Source organism: Mesorhizobium sp. ES1-4 (assembly GCF_020164745.1).
Classification (GTDB): Bacteria; Pseudomonadota; Alphaproteobacteria; order Rhizobiales; family Rhizobiaceae; genus Mesorhizobium.
The window spans coordinates 1-24,420 of sequence record NZ_JAIUGV010000033.1 but is presented as its reverse complement, the minus strand read 5'-3'; the positions used below and the strand labels follow the sequence as shown (position 1 = coordinate 24,420).

The following is a 24,420-nucleotide window of genomic DNA, read 5'->3' as shown; positions in this document are numbered from 1 at the left end:
TCAACCGGAGCAACCGGCGATACAGGCGCCACGGGTTCGACCGGAGCGACAGGTTCGACCGGAGCTACGGGTGCCACCGGCGCAACTGGCGATACAGGCGCAACAGGTTCGACTGGTGCAACCGGAGCCACGGGCGCCACCGGCGACACGGGCTCTACCGGTTCGACCGGTGCAACTGGTGCGACCGGCGATACGGGTGCCACGGGCTCGACCGGAGCCACAGGTGCGACCGGCGATACGGGTGCAACGGGCTCAACTGGAGCAACCGGAGCCACAGGCGCGACCGGCGATACGGGCGCCACCGGCTCGACCGGAGCAACTGGAGCCACAGGCGCGACCGGCGACACGGGTTCGACTGGAGCAACCGGAGCCACGGGTGCCACCGGCGACACGGGTTCGACTGGAGCAACTGGAGCCACCGGTGCGACCGGATCTACTGGTGCCACGGGCGACACAGGTGCCACCGGCGATACGGGTGCCACGGGTTCGACCGGAGCAACCGGAGCCCCAGGTGCAACCGGCGATACAGGCGCCACTGGTTCGACTGGAGCCACGGGCTCAACTGGAGCTACCGGCGCCACAGGCGCGACCGGTGATACGGGCGCCACGGGCTCGACAGGTGCAACCGGCGCCACAGGTGCAACCGGCGGTACAGGCGCCACGGGCTCAACCGGTGCGACTGGAGCCACAGGTGCGACCGGCGATACGGGTGCGACGGGCTCGACTGGAGCAACCGGAGCCACAGGTGCGACTGGCGATACAGGCGCCACGGGCTCGACTGGAGCAACCGGAGCCACAGGTGCGACTGGTAATACGGGCGCCACAGGTTCGACTGGCGCAACCGGTGCCACAGGTGCGACCGGTGATACGGGTGCCACGGGCTCAACCGGCGATACAGGCGCCACGGGTTCGACCGGAGCGACAGGTTCGACCGGAGCTACGGGTGCCACAGGTGCAACTGGCGATACAGGCGCAACAGGTTCGACTGGTGCAACCGGAGCCACGGGCGCCACCGGTTCGACAGGAGCAACGGGAGCCACAGGTGCGACCGGCTCTACTGGTGCTACGGGTTCTACTGGAGCGACAGGTTCGACTGGCGGTACCGGTGCAACGGGAGCCACAGGTGCGACTGGCTCGACCGGGGCCACGGGTGCAACTGGAGCGACTGGCCACACCGGCGCGACCGGCTCGACTGGTTCGACAGGAGCAACGGGAGCCACAGGTGCGACCGGCTCGACTGGAGCGACAGGTTCAACTGGAGCGACAGGTTCGACCGGCGCGACGGGCCATACCGGTGCAACCGGTTCGACTGGAGTCACGGGAAATACCGGTTCGACTGGCGCCACCGGCTCGACTGGTTCGACAGGAGCAACGGGAGCCACAGGTGCGACCGGCTCGACTGGTGCTACAGGTTCAACTGGAGCGACAGGTTCAACTGGAGCGACAGGTTCGACTGGTGCGACCGGCCATACCGGCGCGACCGGTTCGACTGGCGCCACGGGTTCGACTGGTGCGACCGGCCATACCGGCGCGACCGGTTCGACTGGCGCCACCGGCTCGACTGGTGCGACCGGCCATACCGGTGCAACCGGTTCGACTGGAGCCACAGGTCATACTGGTGCGACTGGCGCCACGGGTTCGACTGGTGCGACTGGTGCGACCGGTTCGACCGGAGCGACCGGGCCAAAGGGCGCTACAGGTTCGACTGGAGCCACCGGTGCCGCTGGCTCGACTGGAGCGACTGGAGCGACTGGCTCGACTGGTGCTACGGGTTCGACTGGAACAACAGGTTCGACCGGCGCAACCGGCGGTACCGGAGCGACGGGTGCCACAGGTGCGACTGGCTCGACCGGGGCCACGGGTGCAACTGGAGCGACTGGCCACACCGGCGCGACCGGCTCGACTGGCGCCACCGGCTCGACTGGTTCGACAGGAGCAACGGGAGCCACAGGTGCGACCGGCTCGACTGGTGCTACAGGTTCAACTGGAGCGACAGGTTCGACCGGCGGCACCGGAGCCACAGGTTCGACCGGCGGCACCGGAGCGACAGGGTCGACCGGCGCAACCGGAACCACGGGTGCGACTGGAGCGACTGGAGCGACCGGCACCACCGGCGCCACCGGCACCACCGGCGCAACGGGTTCGACAGGAGCAACGGGCTCGCCTGGTCCAACTGGTCCGACAGGATCGACCGGCTCGGGCGGAGAGACCGGTGGTCAGGGTCATGGCAATAACGGCCACGGTAATGGACAGCAGGACGCACCAGGTAATTCTGGTGACCACAACAACGGCGACAACGGCATCCACTCCGGACAGGGCAACTCCGCCGGCGGTCAAGGAAAAGGAAACGGAGGTAACGCCGCCAACGTCACGACCGACTCCCTCGGCCTCAAGGACACGTCGCAATTCCTGCAGTCGGGCTCCACCGGCAATGGCGGCGGCGTCGGCGCCTCGCCGTCGATAAGCCATCTGATCGGCCTGGCGTCCGGCTCGGTGGGGGCCGATCTCCTCAATGTCCTCAACACGATCAGCGGATTTGGTCAAAAACAGAACCAGCCGTCGGGCGCGAGTGCGGACCTGACCTCGGATGCAACCAAACAGGGCGCCGGCTACGCCAGCACCGACCACACTGCCAAGACGACGCTGAAGGATCTTCTGAAGCCGCATGAGTGAGCAAGGATCCTGATGCGAAACCACTGGAGGAAAAACGTGCGCGCGAAACTCATGGGAGAGCGAGGTTCGCGCGTTACATTTCGGAGCGGGGATTGGCATGGGAGTCGCGCGAAGCGTCAATTCGGAGTACAAAGCGGGAGGGTCGGAAACCTAGGTATCGGCAATTCGACCCGGGTGTCATTGAGTTCGCCTGCGTACCGGAAGGAAGGTCCATGGTGAGCGTGCGTCTGAATGCCGAAGTCCAGGCGGTCCCGATCCGCGACGGCATCGAAAACAGCGGGGCTGGCGGCGATAGCGAAATGGGGCGGTCTCCCGGAGGTCCCGCCGAGTTTGACCAGGTCGGGCCGCGCCTCAAGGCCGTGCTTCAGGTCGCCCGCTATCACGGGGTCGAACTCGACCCGACCGAATTCAGGTCAGCGGGCGCAGGCCCAGTTCCAACCGCCACTGAGCTGTCCGAGTGGGCGCAGAACGGGGGCATGTGGTCTCGCGCCGTCCGCGTTCGCTGGTCCCACCTCTTGCGCTTTCAGGACACAGGCCCAGTCGTTCTTCTGTTCAGTGATGGCGGGGCGGCTATCCTCACCGGGGCAAGTGCCGAGCGCAATGTCGTCTTCCTCAAGAGCGCGGATGCACCTGACGACCGTCAGGCCGTCGCAATCGACGAGTTGCGGCTGTCGCAGGTGTGGACGGGCGAGGCTGTGCTGCTGCGAACGGCGCGGTCGTATGTTGCGGCGGATGCGCCCTTCACGCTTCGCTGGCTCGCCGACCTGGTCCGGCTCGAAAGCCGGCCCCTGCGCGACGTCGCCATCGCCTCGTTCACGCTTAGCATTCTTACCGTCCTGCCGCCGCTCATCGTCATGACGGTGGTCAACAAGGTGCTGCAGTTCAACAGTGTCTCGACGCTGTTGCTCTTGTCGGCCATTATCGCCGTCGTCTTCGCCTACGAAACGCTGCTCGGCCATGCCCGGCGACTGATCATCAACGTGGTCGGGGCCCGTCTGGACACAAAACTGCAGCTGCATGTTTTCAGCCGGCTGCTGCGTCTGCCGCTCGACTATTTCGAGCGTCATCCTGCCGGTGAGACGATGTATCACCTGGCTCAGGTCTATCGCATCCGCGAGTTCCTGACCGGCAAACTCCTCACTACGTTTCTCGATCTGATCACGCTCTGCGTGCTGTTGCCGGTGATGTTCTACATCAACGCCAAGCTCGCCTGGATCGTGGTTGCGTGCGCGGGCATGATCGTGCTGATCATCCTCGCCTTCCTCAAGCCGCTGCGCCGGAGGTACCAGCGGGTGATCGACGCCGAGACCTGGAAGGCGGCGGCGCTGGGCGAAACCGTCGTCGGCATCAAGACGGTAAAGGCGCTGGGCCTCGAGCCGCAACGCAAGGCGCTTTGGGACGAGCGGGTAGCGGAAGCCGGAAGGGCGCGTCTGGCCTTTGGGCAGTTCGCCAGTTGGCCGCAGACCCTGGTTACGCCAATCGAACGATTGATGGTGCTCGGCACCATGCTGATCGGCGCCTATCTCGCGATGAACGACAGTTCGGGCTACATGGTCGGCGGCCTGTTCGCTTTTATGATGATCTCCCAACGCGTGGCGCAACCGCTAGTCGGGCTGGCGCGACTGATCGAGGACTACGAGGAAGTCGGCGCGGCGATCGGCGAGGCGGCGTCGGTCCTTAACCGGCCGCTCGAAAGCAGTTCGAATTCTCTCGGCTTGAGACCAAGGCTCGTCGGCGAGGTCACGTTCAGCGATCTGACCTTCAGCTATGTCGGCACCAAGACGCCGGCGCTCGACAAGGTCAGCTTCAACATTCCGGCAGGGACCATGTTCGGCATTGTCGGGCGCAGCGGATCGGGAAAATCGACGATCGCCCGCCTGCTCCAGGGCATCAACCGCGATTACAGCGGCTTCCTCAAATTGGACGGCGTCGACCTCAAGGAAATCAACCTGCGCCACCTTCGCCAAGGGCTCGGCGTGGTCCTCCAGGACAATTTCCTGTTCCGCGGGTCGATCCGCGACAACATAATCGCCGGACGCGCGGGCCTGACGCTTTCGGATGCCATGCGGGCCGCCCGTCTGGCCGGCGCCGAAGAATTTATCGAGCGAATGCCGAACGGCTACGACACCTATATCGAGGAAGGTTCGCCCAATCTTTCAGGCGGTCAAAAGCAGCGGCTGGCGATTGCGCGCGCCCTTATCCACGATCCGACCATCCTCATCCTCGACGAGGCGACCAGCGCACTCGACCCCGAGAGCGAGGCGGTTGTCAGCGCCAACCTCATGCGCATCGCCAGCGGACGCACGATGATCATCGTTTCGCACCGGCTCTCCTCGCTGACCGAGTGCGACAATATCCTGGTCATGGATCAGGGCAAGGTCCTCGACGTTGCGCCGCACGCGATCCTGCTCGAACGATGCGCGCTCTATCGCCAACTTTGGTCGCAGCAGAACCGGCACCTCGAAAGCCGCCACGGCCGCCCGGTCGCCGTCCCGCCGCGGTCGATTTGACGATGTCGAGCGGCCGAGAAGCGCTTTGGCGCATCCCTGAGGGTCGAATGGATGGGATTGAATGGTCCGGTTCAGCAAACGTCACTTGTCCTTCAGGTCTGGTAAGCCATGAGTAGCACCTCCCTCACCATTCGCCCCACTCGCTGGCGCCGAACGAAAACAACAAGCGATCCGACGACGCCGGTCATCCTTGAGTTCCAGTGGCCGTCGACGGCGGTCGCCAACGCGCCCATTCCACGTGCGGCACGCGGCACCGTCTGGGTCATTTCGAGTCTGGTCGTCGCCTTGATCACCCTCGCGGGGCTGATACCGGTCGATCAGGTCGTCACCACAAGAGGGCTTGTGGTCTCGCAGTCGCCCGACATAATCGTACAGCCGCTGGACACGGCGATCGTGCGCTCGATCGAGGTGCGCGAAGGACAGCACGTGCGGGCCGGTCAGTTGCTTGCCCGCCTCGATGCGACGTTTGCCTCGGCTGACCTCGCTGCGTTGGCGGCGCAGGTCGCGACGCTCGAAGCCGAAGTGGCACGGTTGAAGGCAGAGGCCGACGGCAAGGCCTTCACCTACGACGGTCTCGATCCGAGCTGGACCCTGCAAGCGTCGATCTTCGACCGGCGCAAGGCGGTCTACGATGCCAAGCTCGAGAGTTTTGACCGGCAGCGTGACGAACTTAGTTCCGTAATCTTGCGCTCACAATCTGACGCCGACGGCTACCGCCAGCGGCTCGCCGTCGCGGCCTCGATAGAACAGATGCGCAAGCAACTGGAAGCAAGGGCGGTGGGGAGCCGCCTCAACACCCTTCTCGCAGAGGACAACGCGGCGGAGATGTCCCGCTCGCTTGCCAACGCCGAGCAAACATCTGAAGCAGCCAAGCGTCAGCAAGCCGCGGTGGCTGCCGAGCGCGACGGCTACATCCAGAATTGGCGCGCGGACGTCTCGCAGACCCTTTCGGAGGCGAACTCGCGGATCTCCGATGCCCGCGAACTTCTCAACAAGGCAAAACTACGCAAGCAGCTGGTCGAGTTGAAGAGCGAAGCGGACGCCATCGTCCAGTCGGTGGCGAAGGTCTCTGTCGGCTCGGTCCTGCAGTCGGGCGAGCGCTTGATCACGCTGGTGCCGGCCGACGCGCCGCTAGAGATCGAGACAAACATTGTCGGCCGCAGCAGCGGTTTCGTCCACGTTGGTGATCCCGTGGTCATCAAGTTCGACACCTTCCCCTATTCGCAGTACGGCCTCGCCCACGGTACGGTGCGCATTCTCAGCCCGGACTCGTTCTCGGCGCAGGAACAGGCGCGCGACCCGAACAGTTCCCGGGCCATGCTGCCCTCGGACGCCGGGCCGTTCTATCGAACACGCATTTCCATCGACCGGGTTGCACTGCACGGGGTACCCGCCGGTTTTACCGTTAGCCCCGGCATGCCGGTTACCGCCGACGTCAAGGTCGGTCAGCGCACGGTGCTCAAATACATTCTGGGCGCAATGCTCCCGATCGGCCAGGAAGCGATGCGGGAGCCGTAGGCTGCGGGGCGACAGGCGACAAACGGGAAAGGCAACGGCTCGGATCGATGACAATTCTGGATCGGCTGACTGGTTTCGTGAGCCCGGCGGTGGCTTTGCGCCGGGCGATCCAGCTCTCTGACAGCGGCAGACTCGCAGAGGCCTTTCCGCTCATGGCGACGGCCGCGCGCGCCGGCATCGCCGACGCCGAGTACCGGGTCGCGCGTTGCTATCTCGAAGGCTCATGTGTCCCACCGAGTCGCATGGAGGGGACACACTGGCTGCGGCGAGCGGCTGATCACGGCAACCGGGATGCGCAGGCGCTTCTCGCCGCACTCTACGTATCTGGACTGGCGACGGCGGAAACCGAAGGCAACGGCTCCGTATCGGAACGGCTGTTCGAACAAGACTCTCCCGGCAAGCCGGATTTTGCGGCTGCGCTCCGCTTTGCCGCCAAGGCGGCCGACGCGGGCTCCGCGACCGGTCAGGCAATCCTCGGCTACATCCTTACCAGCGGTCCCGAAGCGATGCGCGATGCGGATGCGGCGCATGGCTGGTACGAGCGGTCTGCCGCGGCCGGCTGCGCCGAGGGATGTCTCGGTTTTGCCCTTTCGCTGGCACGGCGGGGCGGCAAATCGGAACGACCCAGGATCGCGGAAGAGGTACGGCGCGCGGCCGACGCTGGCTTGCCGACGGCAATCTACCTCCTTGCGGTTCTCACCGAACATGGGCTTGGCGTCACAGCCAACCTTGCGGCCGCCGAGCGACTGTACCGGTCAGCTGCGGAGAAAGGCCTTCCCTCGGCCCAATTCCGTTTGGGGTTGATGCTGATCGACGGCAGCCTCGTCGACCAGGATCCCACGGCCGGGGAGGCGTGGATGCGGCGTGCCGCGCTGGGGGGAAACATGGAGGCAGCGTATTTCCTCGGCGATCGTCACGCGAAGAACCGGCCCCCGGACTTTGCGGAGGCCGCAAGCTGGTATCGGCGGGCGGCCGAGGCGGGTCACCAGGCCGCCGCTCGCGCCATAGCCTCCCTGTATCTGACGGGAAACGGGGTTGCCAAGGACGATAAGGAGGGGGCGCGATGGCTGCGCGTTGCCGCGGAGGGCGGCAGCCAAGAGGCACAAGTCGACTTCGCCAATCTCGTTCTTGGAGGAGCCGGCGGGGCTGACGATAGCACAGGCATAGCCGGATGGTTCGAGGTAGCCGCGACTTCGGGCGACCTGATCGCCGCGTTCAATCTCGGACTTTGCTTCGCAAAAGGAGTAGGCGTGCGCCAGGATGAAGGTCGAGCCGCACAATGGCTGCGGCGCGCCGCCGAAGGCGTGGCCGAAGCGCAGTACATGTATGCACGCATCCTTCAGGAGGGGCGTGGCGTGGCGACCGACGCGCAGCAGGCGCGCGCCTGGTTTGCCGAGGCGGCCGACGGCGGCGTGCTCGACGCGCAAGTGGCGCTTGCCGAGATGCTGCTCAACGGGCACGGAGGTGCGCATTCGCCGACGGCCGCGGTAAAGCTTTTTGAGCGGGCCGCCGAGGACGGTCACGCCGGCGCGATGTTTGCGCTTGGCGCTCTGTACGGCTCCGGCCATGGCCTGTCGGTCGATCAGACCGCCGCACAGAAATGGTTCGCCGCCGCCGCCGAGCGAGGGCATGGCCACGCCCAACTCATGCTCGGCCGCTATCTCCACAAAGGCCTCGCGGGGGAGCACAACCCGATAGCCGCACGCCTTTGGTTCGAGCGAGCGGCGGCGCAAGGTATCGCGGAAGCGGCCGACGAACTATCCGAATTCGCCTTGGGTGAGACCGGCACTGTTGTTGGTGTGCGGCCGTGATGAAGTGCTAAGGCTGGCCATTGGGGCGAGATCGCACGGAACGCCGGCTCCGCAATGCGGTCACCGGTTGTTCCCACGCGTCTACGGTGACGTCGAGACGTGCATAAGGTGAGATCTGACAGCTCTCGATCTCGAACTTCTTGCCGGCGGAAACCGAGGCGAACCATTGGCCGCCATCGCGCTCGCCGTCGGCAAAGCCGCCGCCGGACGTCAGGTAGCGCTGCGGGGTCGAATGACAGCCACTGATACCCGGCCAGGCCATCGATGAAGAAGTTCTGGCCTGGATAATAGCTGGCGTAGATTGCTGTCGTGTAGGCCGACCATTTGCGGTCACCGCTGGAAAAGTGCCCTCTTAAGCCTCGCGCAACTTTTGCGGCCTAACCTTGCGTTAGATTGCGAGGCACAATGAAGCGCAGACCACTACTGCTTTTCGCCTTCCCGGCCTTTGTCGTGCTGATCCTGGCGACGGAGCGAATGGCCACGCTCCTGCTCGGAACCTATCCCGCAAGCCCCGATATGTGGAAGATCTGGCTTACCTTGCATCCGTCGTCCGGGATGGTCTGGCAGCAGGTCGATGTCTACCTGGGAGGGTCGATGGTTTTGGATTTCGCCTTGCTGGGCGCGGCACTGGGGATCTGCTGGATGGCCTGCCGGGCCAGAAGGTCGGCCGCTTTCTTTCTTGCCAACCACGGCGCCTTGATCCTGGCGGCGTCGATGGTTTTCATCGGCGGCCGCTCGCAGACCGCCAGCACCATTGCCGCGTTCACGGCGCCGAGCGGTTTTCAGTTCTCGCTGATGGTGGACTTCACCTGGCTGAACTGCCTTCTGGCGGTCAGCGGGGCGACGGCGTGTGCCTACTGCCATTTTGCCTATATCCGAGAACTCGGCATGCGCGTTGAATCGCGGCGTGTCCGGATCATGGCCCTGCAGAGGGAATTCTAGAGCAATTCCAGGGAAAGTGCGTAGCGGTTTTCCGTCCGGAATTGCGTGAAACAAAAGAGCTCTAGCCCGCCGCTGCGCCCTGGCACCCTCTGCCGGCGCTAATTTATCTTGTGATAGGTGACTTTGCCTTCCGGGGATACGATCCGCTGGTAGTTGGAGCTTGGCGCGGGAGGCACTGCCGGAGCCTGCCTCCTTCGCGTTATGCGCGGCATTTCCGCGATGGCGGGCTGGTCATCCGCTTCGGCGCTGGCAACCGCCGCCATATCCTCGGCGGGCGAGGGGAGATCCACGACGCGTGGCGCGTCGCCACCGTGATTTCCCGACATGTCCGGTGCCTGCCGGGCGATGTTGGCGTTGACCTCCCCGAAGCTTGCCCGCAGCCGGTCGTCCAGCGCCTCGAACCGGCTTTGAAATCCGTTGTTGACGGTGTCCAGCCGCGCGCTCATGCGCTGCTCGAACTGGCCGAGGTCTTCCAGCCGCGCCTCGATCGCGCGCATGTCGTTGATGCCGCGGTAGAGATAGACGGCAGCGGTGGCGTTCAGAAGCGCAAACAGCGCCAGGCCGACACAGATGGCGACGGCGAGCCTGAACCGGCTCTTCTCCTTGTCGAGCAATAGCGGTTCGACCGCCGCCACCAGTTCGTCGGGATCGCTGATCGTTGTCATTGGACCACCACCTTGGTGCCGACAGGCACGCGCCTGAAAAGATCGATGACATCGGTATTGGTCAGGCGAAAACAGCCCGACGTGCCGTCGAAACCCACGCCCGAAGGGTCGTTGGTGCCATGGATGCGATAAAGCGTATCGTGGCCATCGCGGAGCAGATAGAGCGCCCTTGCGCCGAGCGGATTGTACGGTCCCGAGGGCACCATGTCAGGCAACTCCGGCTGGCGGGCGCGCATGTCCCTGGGTGGGTGCCACGCTGGCCACTCCGTCTTCGCCCCCACCTGGACCGTACCCGTCCAGCCAAACCCATCGCGTCCGACACTGATCTGGTAGCGCAGGGCCTCGCCCTTGCCGGTCACCAGATAGAGCGCTTTTTCCTGCTTGCGGATGATGATGGTTCCAGTCTTCTCGGCCGTGGAAAACGCCACCGTCTTGCGCAGGCTGGGACCCATGGCCGGCAAGGGCGGGCGGCTGTCCGCCCACGCGGTCCGTCCGGCCGGAAGCGCCAGCGCCAGGCCGAGGAGGCAGGCGGCCGCCGGTCGCAAGCAATTGCGGCTAGCGGGCCGCATCGTCGAGCCGTTCGCGGAACATCTTCTTCAGGTCCTTGTTGAAGCGCGCCCGCCCGTCCACCTCGGACGGCAGCATGGCGCGGTTCAGGGCGTCGGCCAGCAGGGCGTTGTCGAGGGCGACCGACTTGATGTGCGGCGCCTTGAAGATCTTCTCCAGCTCGCTGCGCGAGAAGTGATTGCCGAACCATTTGCGCTTGTGCTTGTTGGCCACCAGCGTGATTGAGACGGCGTTGCCGCGCAGCTCGCGGATCTTCTTGTAGAGCCGTTTGCCCTGCCGCAGCGAGGCGACATTGAGCTCGAAGACGATGAAGATCTCGTCGCTCGTCGACAGCACGGAATTGTGCCAGGGCGTTTCGATGTTCGGCAGGTCGATGACGATGTCGTCGAAGCGGTAGGCGACGAGGTCGAGCAGCCGGAAGACGAAATCGGCGCCCTGCGGCTCGAACGGCAGCTGCGGCCGCTCGAAGGAATACAGGGTGAGGCCGGACGGCCGCGACAGCTTGATGACGTCCATCAGCTCGACATCGAGCCGTTCCGGCTGGCCGATGATGCCGGCGAGGTCGAACTGGTTGAACATGTTGAGATAGGCGCCGCAATTGGCGCTCTGGAAGTCGAGGTCGACCAGGCAGGTCGAGGCCGCGCGCTCGGTCGACTTCGAGGCCAGGAACTCGGCTGCCGACAGCGCCAGCGTCGTGGCGCCGGCGCCGCCGCTGGCGCTGATGAAGGTGATGATGCGGCTCTTGGCGCCCTGGTTGCCGCTGTCGTGGAAGGTGACGGCGTTGAGCAACTCCTTGCCGTCGAGCGGCTTGTGCAGCCAGTCCGACGCGTTCATGCGCACCAGCACGCGCGTCCGCTCCGATGTCAATTCGTCGGAAACGGCGATCAGCGGCACGCCCGCCCACAGCGCGCGCGCCTCGACGATGCCGGGCTTCGACAGCAGGTCGCCACTGCCGAGATCGAGGATGACGATGCCCGGGCGCGTGTCCGCCGGCGGACCTTTCAGAAACTCGTCCGTCTCGGCAACCCGCACATCGTAGATCGCCAGCGCATCGAGCCGCGTCGCCACCTCGCGCTTGAAATTCGGATCGGAGGAAAACAGCGCGACCTGCTTTCGCTTGGTCGGCAGGACCTTGGTGTTGATGGCGTTCATGGCGATGTACTCTTCAAATCTTCGCCCGTAACCGTGCTGAGCATCGAGGGCATGGCCATATTGTCTAGCCCCGGGATCAATCCGCCCAGGAAGAAAAAGTGGTAATTCACGTTTTGTAGGCTGACGGAGATGGTCGGCACCGGGCCTCCCAAACGGGTCTGATATCCAAGGCCGGTGGCGGTGTATCGGATGACGACATTCGCGGGCAGCAGAAATGGGAAGAAATGGCACATGCCTGGCCGTTGTCCCGCGGCAAGACCAGGGCAGGTACCCGCGCCGGTGGCGTCACCTTGAAAGATTCGATTGAAATTCGCTGCCGTCCAGACGCCCGCAACACAATTCGCTCCGCTGCAACTGCAAGCCGAAGTCGCGCCGTCGCAGATATAGTCAAAGGAACCGGCCACCACCGGAGCTCCTGGCGTCGTGGTTGCACCAGCCGTCGAAATTTGTGGTGCGACTGGGTCGGAAATGGACGCTAATCGTGCTCCCGCCTGCACTGCCTTGGTCGCGCCGTTCCACTGGTAGAGCGCGAAACCGAAATCGATGAAGCCCAGGGTGAGAGTAAGCAGCAGCGTCATCGCGATGGCCATCTCGACCATCGTCGTGCCGTCCTCTGATGTCATGAACCGTCTAAACATCATCAAAATCGGATCAACCGCTCCTGATGACTGCCGCCGAGCGTGATTGAGCCGACGCCGACGAGCGACAGCATGCCTAAGTCGCTGTAATGGAAGCTTGTGGACGCCGTGACGATGCATACCTGCGACGTAGTGGAAAGATATAGAACAGTGCCGTTGGCGGCGATCGCATTCTGGCACGTAGCGGGATCAGCGATGTTTACCGTCACATCGGACTTCTTCCAGCCGTCGACGCGTGTGAGATCCGTTGCCTGCCCGTTTATCTTGCCATATACCGCTATGCTTGCTGCAATATCGGCGCAGTTGATCGCCGCCAGGCCCGCATCGGTATACAACTGGCTGTTGCAGCGGGCTGCGAAGCGGGCTGCGTCGGTGAGACCGGCCTCCACCAGAAATTTATCATGGATGAACCGGCCGAATTCGAACACGCCCGCCGAGAGCAGCACCATCAGCGGCGCGACGAGAGCCATCTCGATCAGCACGGTGCCGCGCTGTTCCAGGCAAAATCGTCTTAGATAGCGGCAAAGCCTTCTCATTGCCATCACCGGTACAACTGGACTTCGTTGCGGAGAAAATTGTCGAGCGTTCCTTGGCCGCCACGACCGGTTATATCAACGATCTCGCCATAGATGTCAGCGTTGGGCGGCCCGCCAGCCGGTTCGGTGAGAAAGAAACTGGCGAAGGTCTGCACGGGATAGTTTCCGCCGCTTCCGCTTACGTTGAGCGTGCTGCAATCGAGGATCGCCACATCGATCAGGCGTCGCTTGGGGTCTGCCGAGCCGGTGTTGCATTGCGGCGTGGTCTGTTCGGCGCCGTGCTCAGCCGGGTTGTTGAATTCCCACGTGTACACTTCGTATCGGCTGGCATTGGCGTCGAGGCCGACAGATGTCACTGTCTTGCCAGGATGGTTGACGCTAAAATACGTGGGGCGGTCCCAATTCCCGTCACCGAGTTTGTCGGGAACGTTGGTTGCGCAGCTGGGCAGGCAGGTGTCGTGCGGTTCGGCCATGTAACTGGCGGCCGGGCTGCCGGCGACATAATCGCAACTCGACTTGCCTGCATTCTTGACATCCATGCCCTTGAGAACATTCCTGGCTGGCGGATAAGTGGCGGGATCGTATTTGTTGCCACCGGGGTAGATATCGAACCGGGTATTGATGCCGTCATTGACTGGCGGAATGTTACCCGGTCGCGTGTTCACGCCTTCGCTGCCGTAGCAGGCTTTTGGCTTGGTGGACGCGAACATTTCGGTGATCTTCGGAGTGGCAAGATCGCCATCTGGAGTTTGAAGGAACCCGTAGTTTCCAGGCCCATATTGCCCGCTCTTCTGCGTCTTGAGCGCGATCATGGCGCGTTTGTGACCGGTGAGACTCTGGGCCAGTTTGTTCAAGCCATCTTCGCCATCGCCGAATGGGTTGCAGATGAACATCGGTGTGAAGTCGCAGACCGAGCTTCGGAACCCAGCCACGGCATCAGCACCGACTTGATAGTTGTTGGCGTTGTTTCCGTTGATAAATGAGGCCGGGAAAATCGCCGAAAAGCCTACCGGCGTGACTGCGACTTCGACAAATCTTGCCTCCACGGCTCCGGCAACCTCGTCGATGATGACGTTTGCCGCCGCGATTGGTGAACTGTCAGAAGCCGGCAGCGACCGGAGATAGCGCCTGGTGATGCCGGCAGTGGCCAAGTCTTGCGTCGCGCTACCTGCGCCTGAGAAATTATATTGGTTGCTCACAAGGCCGAGGGCGCGGTCCGCCCGAGTGATGGAGTCAGATTTCCCGTCCAACTCCGCCGCCGAGGCAAGAGCCATGGCGTCAGCGCCCTTCTGCAGATCGTTGTGCAGGTTGTTCATCCGGCTAGCGTCGATAGCTAACAATGAGAACCCGATGATCACCGGCAGCATGATGCTGACAAGAATCAGCGCTATTCCCCTCTGATCGTGCCAGAACGCGCGAACAATCCGCAACATGGCCCAGCCCTTTACTTCCCCTGGCGCCAAGATCCTCGTCTTGCTTAGCGCTGAAGTCGCACCTTTCCGTTCAGTTCACGGCGTCGTCACGCCCGACCCACCGACATTGACCGTGATCGCCGGTGGCGGTGGCGGCGGCGGCGGAAATTTGTAGTTGTGCGCAACAAGAGCGGCGCGCGTGCCGTCGCCTTCGATATGCGTGTTCCTGGAGGCCGGGTTCAGCGGATCGACCGTCTGCAGCATCGAATTGAACTTCTGCGTGTCGCCGGCGGCCAAGGTCACCGTGTCGTAGTGGTTCAGATAATCCGCGGCGCAGCCCGAAAGCAGGCTGGCGCCCAGAATGAGGATCAAGGCGCTATTTCTTGACATAGAGCATCTTGTCCTTCGATTTGAAGTCCAGCATGTGGCCATAGGGGCCGGTGACGCCGTCGCCTGTTTCGTACTTGCGGATCATGTCCTTGTTCACTTCGAGCTGGCCGAGCAGGAAGAACTCCGGGTCGTTCGCCGGTCGCGTCTTGTCGAACGGCGTCGCCAGCTGCTCACCGGGCTTCACCGGCCGCACGAGATGCGGGGTGACGATCACCACCAGTTCGGTCTCTTCTTTCTGGTTGCTCGAATTGCGGAACAATGCGCCGATGACCGGCACCTGGCCGAGCCAGGGCACCTGGTTCTGCAGCTTGGTGGTCTTGCTGGACAGGAGCCCGCCGACGGCGAAGCTCTGACCGTCGCGCAGTTCGACGACGGTTTCCAGTTTGCGGTTGGTGAAGATCGGGTCTCCGGCTGAGGTGAAGCCGGTAAGGTCGCTGACCTCCGGCGCCAGCTTGATGTGGATCTTGTCGTCGGCAAGCACGACCGGCGTGAAATTCAGATTGACGCCGAACTGCTTGTACTCAATCTGGACCTGGCCATTCGCGTCGACGCTGCGGATGGGCACCTGCCCGCCGGCGTTGAAGCTGGCAGCCTCGCCCGAGAGCGTGGTGAGGTTCGGCTCCGCCAGCGTGCGCACCACGCCCTTAGCCTCGAGGGCCTCGATAATCAGGTCGACTTTAATGTTGCTGTCGATGACGCGAGTGATCAAGGCAGCGAACGGATTGCTGTTCGACAGCAGGCCACTGACAAGGTCGCCCGCCCCCAGCTCCGCCCCTTCCTTGTCCACGGTGGCAACGCCAGTCCCGACCCGAGTCGTGCCTCTGCTGTTCGTGCTCTTGATCGACACGCCGAGATCGCGGCCGGCATTGCGCTTCGCTTCAAGCACGCGCACTTCGAGATTGACCTGCTGGCTGTCGTCGACGGTGACGGCATTGATGATGGCATCGGGACCGTATTGCTGCGCCACTTCCATGATCGCTGCCAGCGTCGCGCCGTCCTTGACATGGCCGCCAAGCCGCACCCTGCCGTTGACCGAGCCGATCTCGATGCGCGACCTCGGCGAAACCTGGCGGATCGCCGCGGCCATATCGCTCACGTCGACGCCGACCTCGATCTGGATCACGCCGAGCGAGCGCTTGTCGGTGGAGAAGAGATTGACCGTGGTGGTGCCGGCGCCCTTGCCGATGACATAAAGCGTGCGGTCGGTCATCGGCTGCGCATCGGCGATCTTCTCGTCGCCGACGACGATGTCGCCGAGATTGGCATTGACCTGGATCGTCACCGATTGCGACATCGGCAGGAAAACACGATGGACGCTTGGGTTCGACACGTCGATGAAGCGGTCGGCCGCATCTGCCGCAACGCTCGACAGCAGCGCCGCCAAGGCGGCCGTTGCCGTCCATAACCAAAACCCCTTCATTCCCCGTCTCCCCAATGGCCGCCTATGGCAACCCGATTTCGTACTTTTGCTATGGTTGCCGTGGCACGTCGTAGGTCTCGAGCTTCACGCCCCGGAAAACCCCAACCGTGGCGCGTGCAGGTGGCTCCGGCTGCACATATTTGATCACTTCCTTGACGACGTCCTTGGCCGCGGGCGCCGGGGCCGCCACGGGAATCGGCTTGGCCTTGCCCAACTCGTCGAGCCGGCTTCCAACACGCTCAACGGCCTGGGCGAGCCCGGCGATCTTGTCGTCGGCACGCTTGCGCTCAGCTTCCGCCATGGCATCCGCCGCCGCTTTCTTGTCGAGTTCGGCCTGCCGCTTGGCGACATCGTCCGGCGTTTCGCCAGTTAAATCCGACAGCGTCACGCGTTCGGTCGTCTCGCCCTTGCTGGCCGCGGCCTGGCGAAGCGCCAGCGACAGCTGGCCGGCGCCGGCCGCCAAGGTGAGCTTCTGTGCATCCTTGGTGCTGGCCTCGAGCGTCACCGCCTTCACCACGGTCGGACTGTCCTTGCTCTCATCGGCGACCTGATCGACGGCAAGCACCTTCATGCTCTGCAGCAGCACGTCGACAAAGCTCTTGTCCGCCCCATCACTGTCGCGCACCGTGCGAGTCAGCAAAACATCGACGCGGTCGCCGGGGAAGACGAAGCCGGCGACGCCGAGCACATCGTTGACCCGTATGGAAACAGCTTTCATGCCTTCGCCGATTACCGCCGAAAGCGTGGCGCGCTGGCCGGGACCGGTGATCTTGGTGGCGAGTATCGGTTCGTTGACGCCAATTGTTTGGAGAGCCTGTCTTGCACCTTCGCCAGCCAGTGCTTCCTTCGTTGTCTTGAAGGCGCCTGTTGGAATCGCGTCTGCCGGCCATGCGATCTCGCGCAGCTTGTCTGCCGAAAGCGCGTCACCGAATTTCAGCGACACGGCTGCAACCACCACAGTATCGCGCTGGGTACCATTTGCTTCCGCCATGGCGCTGCGCTGACCGGCCAACCAGATGTTGGCAAGCACCACCGCCAGCACGCCGAACACGCCGGCGAGGACGATCATTATAAGTGTGTTGGCGCGCATGGACCCAAGCCCCAAAATCCATCAAAATCCATAATGCGGGAGTTCACCCGCTAACGATGATGTCAGGCCCGGTTCGGACGACCCGGGCCTGAACTCACAAGTCAAGTGGCGGCGGCGCAGCCCGTGTTGTTTGCAGCACCATGGCCATTGAGCGCAGTGCAAAGGCCGGTGAACTGACCGGTTACCCAGATGCCGATTCCAATAATGATCAGGATCGACGCGGCGGCGATAATGCCGATGAGGATGGAATATTCGACCATGGCAGCGCCGTTTTCGTCGTCGCGGAACTGCCGGGTCATCGTCATGAGCTTCTTCATGTCAATTTCTCCCTTTGGAGGTTGAACCCGACGAGACAGAGCCAAGGATGAACTCCATACCCAAGCATCCCCCGTCATCTCGATCCTAGGTCCCGAGAAATTGCCGAGTCAAACGGGATTAACGGTTCCTTAACTTCCCAATACATGAACTTTGGAGTTGGGCGCGGTTTTAAAATTCAGCAAGAGCTTGATTCGTCTAATTTTTCAAGCGTCCTTAACCATTCGTTCATAATTATGCAAATCAGCTAATGCAGCTATGGCTACTTTAGCGATATGGCATATCCCTTTATATCTAGGGGGTTATAGCCAAATATGAGTGTGTGCCGAAGCCGCAGCGGACCAGGAGCACAAGATGCGATCAAAGTTCAGTAAGCCACTCATGTTTGGCAGCATGTGACCAGAAAATAAAAAACGATATTTTTTGGTGCGCTCCTTAACTATGTTGAAAGTATTGGTGGCACCTGGGACACCCCGACGCTTGTGCGCCGCGTGGTTAACGTTTAGTTTCCGCTAATATGCGCTAGAGGGGTATAACGGATTATGCTGGGGCGGTTTATCAAGGGACCAAGCGAGCAGCAGGCCGCGACAAAGGCCGAGGCGCTGACTGTGCTGCCAATTGTCCCCGCTGCTTCTGCCGATATCGAACCGCATGGCGAGGACTTCCTGACGCTGAAAGTCGAGCTTCATCGCCACCTCATTGACCGTTTCAACCTGACTGCGCTGGAAACCGCATCCAAGGACGAGATCCTGAACGAGATTCGCCCGATCGTTCGCGAATTCGTGCGCAGTCACAATGTGCCGCTGAACGCGCGCGAGCTAGACCAGCTAACCAGCGATACCGCCGACGAGATGCTCGGGCTCGGGCCTATCGAGCCGCTGCTCAAGGACGATTCGATCGCCGACATCTTGATCAATACTCACAAGCGCGTCTTCATCGAGCGCCGTGGTGTGATCGAGGAGACCTCGATACGCTTCCGCGACGAGGCGCACCTGCTGCGTATCATCAACAAGATCGTTTCCGCTATCGGCCGGCGTGTCGACGAATCGGCGCCAATGGCAGATGCCCGCCTCGAGGATGGCTCGCGCGTCAACATTGCGGTGCGGCCGATCTCCGTGGACGGCCCGCTGGTGTCGATCCGCAAATTTTCCAAAAATCCTTATTCGTTAGAACGGCTGATGGCGTTCAATTCGATCCGCCAGCCGATGGTCGATCTGCTGCGCATCGCGGTGCAGGCGCGCAAATCGATCCTCGTTTCGGGCGGCACCGGCAGCGGCAAGACTACTCTGCTCAACGCGCTGTCGAGCTACATTCCAGCCACCGAGCGCCTGATCACCATCGAGGATGCGGCGGAACTGCAGTTGCAGCAGCCACATGTCGGCCGTCTTGAGACCCGCCCGCCCAATGTCGAGGGCAAGGGCGAGGTCCGTCAGCGCGAGCTGCTCAAGAACGCGCTACGCATGCGCCCCGACCGTATCATCGTCGGCGAGGTTCGCGGCGAGGAAGCCTTCGACATGCTGCAGGCCATGAACACCGGCCATGAAGGCTCGATGACCACCATCCACGCCAACACCCCACGCGATGCATTGTCCCGCCTCGAACAGATGGTGGGTATGGCTGGCATGCCGATGACCAATGACTCGATCCGAGCGCAGATAGCATCGGCCATCGACATCATCGTACAGACGCAGCGTCTTTCGGATGGCGGCAGACGGGTTATTTCAATATCGGAATTGACCGGCATGGAAGGCAATGTCGTCCAACTCCAGGAAATTTATCACTTCGTTCGGCGCGAGGTGACGCCGGAAGGCAAGATCGTGGGAGATTTCCGTGCCACCGGCATCCGCCCACGTTTTGCCCAGGAAGCGGCGACGCTTGGGCTTTACTTTTCCAAGGATGCCTTCAATCCCCAGGCGCCACTCTGATGCCCACCGGTCAGACGCTCCTCTACTTCATCTATGTGCTGGCAGCGGCGTCAGTGATCCTTGCCGCCGAATCGCTCTATGTGTCCTACGCTGGGCGGCGGCTCAGAACGGGCACGATCAATCGGCGGCTCAAACGACTGGGCGAGGAGGCGCCGGCGGAAAAGAGTCTGCAGGGCCTGTTGCGCGAACGTGGACTGACGGACACCGGCGACTTTATTTTTCGCGCGATCGGATTGAACCGGCTCTATACACAATCGGGTATCACTGGCAGTCCGACAGCCTTTGCCGGCATGTTCGCTCTGGCCGGCCTCGTTTTGGCGCTGGCATCGTCGTTGCTGTTGGATTTCTCTATAGTCATCGCGTTGATCATCTTTTTCGTCATCGGCTTGGTGCTACCATTGCTCGTTCTCCGGCGTGCCCGCAACAAGCGAATCCAGAAATTCGCCAAGCAACTGCCGGATGCACTCGACATGATCGTGCGTTCATTGCGTGCCGGACACCCGACATCCGTGGCAATTGCCCTTGTCGCCCGGGAAATGCCCGATCCGCTCGGCACGGAATTCGGGATAGTCTCCGACGAAATCACTTTCGGCCTCAGTCTTGAAAACGCGGTTCGGAAACTCTCGCAGCGCGTAGGCTTCGAAGGCCTGCATCTGCTTTCGGTGTCACTCTCGATTCAGGCCAAGACAGGCGGAAACTTGACCGAAATCCTGCACAACCTGTCCTCGGTGTTGCGAGAAAGACAGAAGCTGCGGATGAAGATCCGGGCGCTTTCAGCCGAGGGCCGCGTGTCGGCGTGGATCATTTCGCTGTTTCCGGTTGTGATGTTTCTGATTCTTCAGGTCCTTGCCCCGGCTTATTACGGCGGTATCTCGAACGATCCCGTCGTCTTTCCAGTCTTTGTGGGTTTCGGGGCATGGGCGCTCTTGGGCGACTTCATCATGTATCGAATGGTCAATTTCGACTTTTGACGGGGGCGAGCCATCAACCTGCTTTCGAACACCCAGGACATAAGCCTTCTGATCTCAGTTGCCGTTTTTCTTGCGGCGGTGGCGCTTTTCCTATTCGGGGCTCTTATCCTGTTGCCGGTATTGCAGACTCGAAGGCTGGTCACACAGAGCCTCATAGCGGAGGGAATCACCGACCGTCGTTCGCTTGCCGGTCAGGAACAACTCGCCCGCATATCGGCACAGCGGCCGGTTGACGCCTATTTCCGAACAGTCGAGAAGGAGCGGGGGGAGCCAAATGCGCTCGAGGCCAAGCTCTTTCGTGCCGGTTTCTATCAGTCAAGTGCCCCTCTTATCTACACCTTGTCACGCATCGGAGCTGTCGGAATTGGCTTTTTAGGCGTCTATGCGCTCTTGTCGCGCATACTGCCACCGTATTTGCCTGGCTTTGTCGCACTAGCCGCGGCTGCCTTGTTCGGGCTTGCATGCCTAGTCGTTCCGAGCGTCATGCTCGATCGATTCGAGAATGCCCAGAAGCATATCTATCGCCGCAGTTTTCCAGATTTCATGGATATGATGATCACCTGCGCTGACGCCGGCATGAGCTTGGAGGCCGCGGTCGAGCGAGTCAGCACCGAAATGGCTGGCACCCACAAATGGCTCGGTATCCAGCTTGCGATCATGAATCTGCAATTGCGCGCAGGCAAGCCGCTACGAGAGGCGTTGCGCGAACTCGCTGACCGCGTCGGACTTGAGGAAGCTAGGGCCTTGGCGGTGCTATTCCGCCAATCGGAAGAACTTGGCACCAGCCTGACCGAAGCGCTGCGTGTCTATAGCGACGAAATGCGCAGCCAGAGAATCCTGCATGCCGAGGAGCGAGCAAATGCTCTGCCAGTCAAAATGATGATCCCATTGGGGCTGTGCATCTTTCCCGTTGTGCTCATGGTCATCATGTTGCCAGTGATCATTCGCATGAAAGGCGTTTTCTTCTAAATGGTTATATGCTTTGATTCTAAAATAGAGTCGTAGGGCTCTGAGGGGACAGAAATGACAGGGCCAATGCGCCTCGCAGCCGTAGCCGCAGCCAGTCTTTTGATGGCGCTTGCCGGTTGCCAAACCAAAGGTGCGGACACCACTGGTGGTGTCGTGCGCACCAATGAGCCGTCGAAAGGCGACGTGACATCCTTTGGCGATGCGTTCGATGGATTGAAGACCGTCAGCGCTGTCGAATATTACGCCTCGGACCAGGCCGTGGCCGAAGCCACCAACCAGTTCCGTGCGGAAAATTACGGCAATGCCGGCGCCTTGTTCTTCAAGGCGACGCAACTGGCGCCCAACGATGGTGGCGCCTGGATGGGACTGGCCGCCTCGTGCGACCGCATCCACCGGTTCGACCTCGCCGACCGTGCCTACGCCAAGGCCTTCCGGCTGGTTGGCGCATCGCCCGAGTACTACAACAATGTCGGCTATTCCTACCTGCTGCGCGGCAAGTTGCAGGACGCGCGCACGAGTTTCCTCAAAGCCTATGAACTGGCGCCCAACGATCCGACAGTCGCCAACAATCTAAAGCTTCTGTCCTCAAGCGTGCAGAACATCGAGCGCTAGCATGCTGCTTGCCGAATCACTGCTTCTGAAGGCGCTCGCCATCCCTCTGCTTGCTTGGATCGCCTGGTTCGACTTCACCACGCGGAAGATAGCCAATCGCGACGTGCTATTGCTGCTTTGCCTGGGCGCGGGTTCGCCATTGCTGCTGTCGCTCCAGTCCGGGTCGTGGTGGGATATGGGGCTGAGCACCATGGCGGGCATTCTGTTGTTTGTCGCTCTCTTCCCGTTCTGGGCATTGGGCAAGATCGGCGCCGGCGATGTCAAGCTGATGGCGGTCGTGCCCCTTCTGATCGGCGGGCAGAGCCTCATCCTGTTTTCCGTTCTGCTGCTGGTTTTTGCTGTCGTCACGGCCGCAGTCGTGAAAATTCCATTCATGCTGCCGCAGGGCGCTTTCCGCCTTTATGTTCAGTATCTGGATCGCAAGGGGGTTGTGCCGTTTGGGGTGCCGATTTCCCTGGCGACGATCTGCACGATAGTCTTCGAAATCTACAAGACTCTGGTGGTTGCGACCAGTTCGGGAATCCTGGATCAACTCAATTGAACTTAGGCTGTCCGCTCTGCTGTGCGAGACGCGAGCCATCCCGCCGCATTTATAGGCAACGCCAACCAAAACGCAAACGTTGCGCTGTGAGGATTGAGCGCGATCATCACGATGGCTGAAACCACAATTGAGGTCGGGGCCAGGATACGAAGCACGGGTAGAAGGTTTGGCATTTGTCCACGATACACCGGACAGATTAATCAAACGTTGAGACGGCATAGCCGTTAACTCTTTGGAAACCGTTTTCTTGTCGGGGCGCGGAAGCGATGTTTCAATGACTGCTTAAGGAGGGGATGAAAATGTTGAACGAGGATTTTTTTGGCCGTCTCGCCATCGTCTTTGCTATGACGGTTTTGGCGACGTCCAGCGCGATGCCTCTGCTCCTCTATTTCCGTCAGGATGCCTCAGCAAGCTCGCTCGCAATCGTTACTCAACTGGCGTCAACCGTGTTTCTGTCGTTGCAGCTTGTGATGACAATCGTCCGCCTTCCGCCAAAGGGGACTGCGCAGGGAATTGAACCGAGAGTAACCTCGATAGCTGGAACATTTATTATCCTGCTTGCATTGAACCTGACGCCGGCATTGCAAAATGAGGCGGCTCAAGTGACGGCTCTCTGCCTGGTCTTCATCGGTACGGCCAGTTCGAGTTTCTGTCTTTATTGGCTAGGCCGTTCCTTCTCTCTCATGGCGACAGCTCGTCGCCTGGTTACCACTGGTCCATACTCGATTGTCCGGCATCCGCTTTATATCTGTGAGGCGGTATTCGTTCTCGGAATGATCCTTTCGCATTTTTCATCGCTGATGGTGGCTTTAGGCGCGCTTCAGTTTCTTCTCCAGTACCGGCGCGCTCGCAACGAGGAAGGTATCCTTCGACAGACCTTCCCCGAATATGATGCATATGCCCGGCGCGTCCCGATGCTTTTCCCGCGTTTGCGTCGTGTGGTGCCTGCACCTGGCCAGTGATGTTCAGCCGGTCGTCCATGCCATGTGGCGTTCGTAACACCGCAACGCTTGAGAAACATCTGGCCGGATCCAATCCCAGCAGCCGGGCGTTCCGCTGAAAAGGCTCAGGTCACAATGAATGAAGATGCCGTCAGAGAGAGGTGCGGAGCAAGGACGGCGAACTGTATCTGATGTGCGCCGCCGACGCCGTCGCTGTCGAAAGACAGCGCCCCGGTCGAACTGTTGTAGATGATGTGTTGGCTGCTGGTATGCACAGCCGAGCCAACGTGGAATGCCCCCGTTGGCAGCGCATCTGGCTGGAGCCCGTTGAACACGGTGTGATCGATCTGGATCTTGTCGTCGGTGACGCTGAAGTCCGTGATCTTGTCGACGTTGCCGGCACCCAGCGCGGTGTTGAAAACGAAGACGTCCTTGCCTCCAAAACCGGTCAGCGTGTCGGCGCCGCCGCCACCGTTGATGACGTTGGCGCCGGCATTGCCCCGGACGGTCTGGCCGAATTCGTTGCCCGTCAGGTTGATTGGCGTGCTGCCGTACCGGTTCGCGGCAGCGAGAAGCTCGATCTCCGAGCCAGGCAAGAGAGCATAGCTCACCGAGGCAAGCACCTTGTCCGTGCCGCCGCCGATCGCCTCGATCACCCTGTCGCCGGTATTGTTGACATAGTAGGTGTCGTTGCCGGCGCCGCCGATCAGCGTCTCGGCACCTGTTGTTCCATGAAGAACGTCAGCGCCGCGGGTGCCATAGAAAGTGCCGCCACCGGTTGGGGGCGGAGGACTCGACGGGGGTGGCGGCACTTTCTATGGC

23 protein-coding genes and 1 pseudogene are annotated in these 24,420 nt (G+C 61.7%); 11 read left to right on the top strand and 13 right to left on the bottom strand.

The window, feature by feature from the left end:
- Positions 1-2,493 precede the first annotated feature (2,493 nt).
- The 4 genes from LB556_RS31100 to LB556_RS31085 all read left to right on the top strand — a co-directional run bounded on the left by LB556_RS31100 (position 2,494) and on the right by LB556_RS31085 (position 8,512).
- A complete protein-coding gene (locus LB556_RS31100) occupies positions 2,494-2,673 on the top strand; it encodes a hypothetical protein (protein WP_224571225.1) in 180 nt (59 codons plus the stop codon).
- A 212-nt stretch (positions 2,674-2,885) separates the two neighbouring features.
- The gene (locus tag LB556_RS31095) at positions 2,886-5,183 is read left to right on the top strand and encodes a peptidase domain-containing ABC transporter (RefSeq protein ID WP_224571224.1); all 2,298 of its coding nucleotides are present in this window, start codon (positions 2,886-2,888) and stop codon (positions 5,181-5,183) included.
- A 108-nt stretch (positions 5,184-5,291) separates the two neighbouring features.
- Entirely contained in the window at positions 5,292-6,701 is a 1,410-nt protein-coding gene (locus LB556_RS31090; protein WP_224571223.1) for an HlyD family type I secretion periplasmic adaptor subunit, read from the top strand.
- Positions 6,702-6,748: 47 nt separating this feature from the next.
- Positions 6,749-8,512: an SEL1-like repeat protein gene (locus tag LB556_RS31085; RefSeq protein WP_224571222.1), complete on the top strand. Its 1,764-nt coding sequence runs from the start codon at positions 6,749-6,751 to the stop codon at positions 8,510-8,512.
- A gap of 7 nt (positions 8,513-8,519) precedes the next feature.
- Here LB556_RS31085 and LB556_RS31080 read toward each other — a convergent pair whose 3' ends face one another.
- Entirely contained in the window at positions 8,520-8,774 is a 255-nt protein-coding gene (locus LB556_RS31080; protein WP_224571221.1) for an autotransporter domain-containing protein, read from the bottom strand.
- A gap of 212 nt (positions 8,775-8,986) precedes the next feature.
- Between LB556_RS31080 and LB556_RS31075 the strand changes: the two genes are divergently transcribed.
- The gene (locus tag LB556_RS31075) at positions 8,987-9,454 is read left to right on the top strand and encodes a hypothetical protein (RefSeq protein WP_224571220.1); all 468 of its coding nucleotides are present in this window, start codon (positions 8,987-8,989) and stop codon (positions 9,452-9,454) included.
- 98 nt (positions 9,455-9,552) lie between these two features.
- On the opposite strand, the gene LB556_RS31070 is transcribed toward LB556_RS31075, so the two are convergent.
- The 10 genes from LB556_RS31070 to LB556_RS31025 form a co-directional block, all read right to left on the bottom strand.
- Positions 9,553-10,119: a hypothetical protein gene (locus LB556_RS31070; RefSeq protein ID WP_224571219.1), complete on the bottom strand. Its 567-nt coding sequence runs from the start codon at positions 10,117-10,119 to the stop codon at positions 9,553-9,555.
- Positions 10,116-10,688, bottom strand: a complete 573-nt coding sequence (locus tag LB556_RS31065; protein ID WP_318011359.1) for a L,D-transpeptidase — start codon at positions 10,686-10,688, stop codon at positions 10,116-10,118. Before LB556_RS31065 ends, LB556_RS31070 begins: the two co-directional genes overlap by 4 nt.
- On the bottom strand, positions 10,675-11,838 hold the full coding sequence (locus LB556_RS31060; protein ID WP_224571217.1) for a CpaE family protein: 1,164 nt from the start codon (positions 11,836-11,838) through the stop codon (positions 10,675-10,677). The genes LB556_RS31065 and LB556_RS31060 overlap by 14 nt, the downstream gene beginning before the upstream one ends.
- A complete protein-coding gene (locus LB556_RS31055; protein WP_224571216.1) occupies positions 11,835-12,461 on the bottom strand; it encodes a TadE/TadG family type IV pilus assembly protein in 627 nt (208 codons plus the stop codon). The genes LB556_RS31060 and LB556_RS31055 overlap by 4 nt, the downstream gene beginning before the upstream one ends.
- A gap of 17 nt (positions 12,462-12,478) precedes the next feature.
- Positions 12,479-12,958 (bottom strand): TadE/TadG family type IV pilus assembly protein, encoded by a 480-nt coding sequence (locus LB556_RS31050; protein ID WP_318011358.1) that lies wholly within the window; start codon positions 12,956-12,958, stop codon positions 12,479-12,481.
- A gap of 59 nt (positions 12,959-13,017) precedes the next feature.
- Positions 13,018-14,445, bottom strand: a complete 1,428-nt coding sequence (locus tag LB556_RS31045) for a TadE/TadG family type IV pilus assembly protein (protein WP_224571214.1) — start codon at positions 14,443-14,445, stop codon at positions 13,018-13,020.
- A 75-nt stretch (positions 14,446-14,520) separates the two neighbouring features.
- Entirely contained in the window at positions 14,521-14,796 is a 276-nt protein-coding gene (locus LB556_RS31040) for a hypothetical protein (RefSeq protein ID WP_224571213.1), read from the bottom strand.
- Positions 14,797-14,800: 4 nt separating this feature from the next.
- Positions 14,801-16,234 (bottom strand): type II and III secretion system protein family protein, encoded by a 1,434-nt coding sequence (locus LB556_RS31035; protein ID WP_224571212.1) that lies wholly within the window; start codon positions 16,232-16,234, stop codon positions 14,801-14,803.
- A gap of 49 nt (positions 16,235-16,283) precedes the next feature.
- Positions 16,284-17,324 (bottom strand): Flp pilus assembly protein CpaB, encoded by a 1,041-nt coding sequence (gene cpaB / locus LB556_RS31030; protein ID WP_224571211.1) that lies wholly within the window; start codon positions 17,322-17,324, stop codon positions 16,284-16,286.
- Positions 17,325-17,425: 101 nt separating this feature from the next.
- Entirely contained in the window at positions 17,426-17,641 is a 216-nt protein-coding gene (locus LB556_RS31025) for a Flp family type IVb pilin (RefSeq protein ID WP_224571210.1), read from the bottom strand.
- A gap of 540 nt (positions 17,642-18,181) precedes the next feature.
- On the opposite strand from LB556_RS31025, the gene LB556_RS31020 reads away from it, so the two are divergent.
- The 6 genes from LB556_RS31020 to LB556_RS30995 all read left to right on the top strand — a co-directional run bounded on the left by LB556_RS31020 (position 18,182) and on the right by LB556_RS30995 (position 23,619).
- Positions 18,182-19,564, top strand: a complete 1,383-nt coding sequence (locus tag LB556_RS31020; protein ID WP_224571209.1) for a CpaF family protein — start codon at positions 18,182-18,184, stop codon at positions 19,562-19,564.
- Positions 19,564-20,535 (top strand): type II secretion system F family protein, encoded by a 972-nt coding sequence (locus tag LB556_RS31015; RefSeq protein ID WP_224571208.1) that lies wholly within the window; start codon positions 19,564-19,566, stop codon positions 20,533-20,535. The genes LB556_RS31020 and LB556_RS31015 overlap by 1 nt, the downstream gene beginning before the upstream one ends.
- Positions 20,536-20,553: 18 nt before the next feature.
- A complete protein-coding gene (locus LB556_RS31010; protein ID WP_224571227.1) occupies positions 20,554-21,504 on the top strand; it encodes a type II secretion system F family protein in 951 nt (316 codons plus the stop codon).
- A gap of 54 nt (positions 21,505-21,558) precedes the next feature.
- Positions 21,559-22,116, top strand: a complete 558-nt coding sequence (locus LB556_RS31005; RefSeq protein ID WP_224571207.1) for a tetratricopeptide repeat protein — start codon at positions 21,559-21,561, stop codon at positions 22,114-22,116.
- A 1-nt stretch (position 22,117) separates the two neighbouring features.
- On the top strand, positions 22,118-22,657 hold the full coding sequence (locus LB556_RS31000; RefSeq protein WP_224571206.1) for a prepilin peptidase: 540 nt from the start codon (positions 22,118-22,120) through the stop codon (positions 22,655-22,657).
- Positions 22,658-22,956: 299 nt separating this feature from the next.
- The gene (locus LB556_RS30995; RefSeq protein WP_224571205.1) at positions 22,957-23,619 is read left to right on the top strand and encodes a methyltransferase family protein; all 663 of its coding nucleotides are present in this window, start codon (positions 22,957-22,959) and stop codon (positions 23,617-23,619) included.
- Between the two features lie 104 nt (positions 23,620-23,723).
- On the opposite strand, the gene LB556_RS30990 is transcribed toward LB556_RS30995, so the two are convergent.
- Positions 23,724-24,254, bottom strand: a complete 531-nt coding sequence (locus LB556_RS30990) for a calcium-binding protein (protein ID WP_224571226.1) — start codon at positions 24,252-24,254, stop codon at positions 23,724-23,726.
- A gap of 33 nt (positions 24,255-24,287) precedes the next feature.
- Positions 24,288-24,410 (bottom strand): annotated as a pseudogene (locus LB556_RS31965) (hypothetical protein); the annotation flags it as partial.
- Positions 24,411-24,420 lie beyond the last annotated feature (10 nt).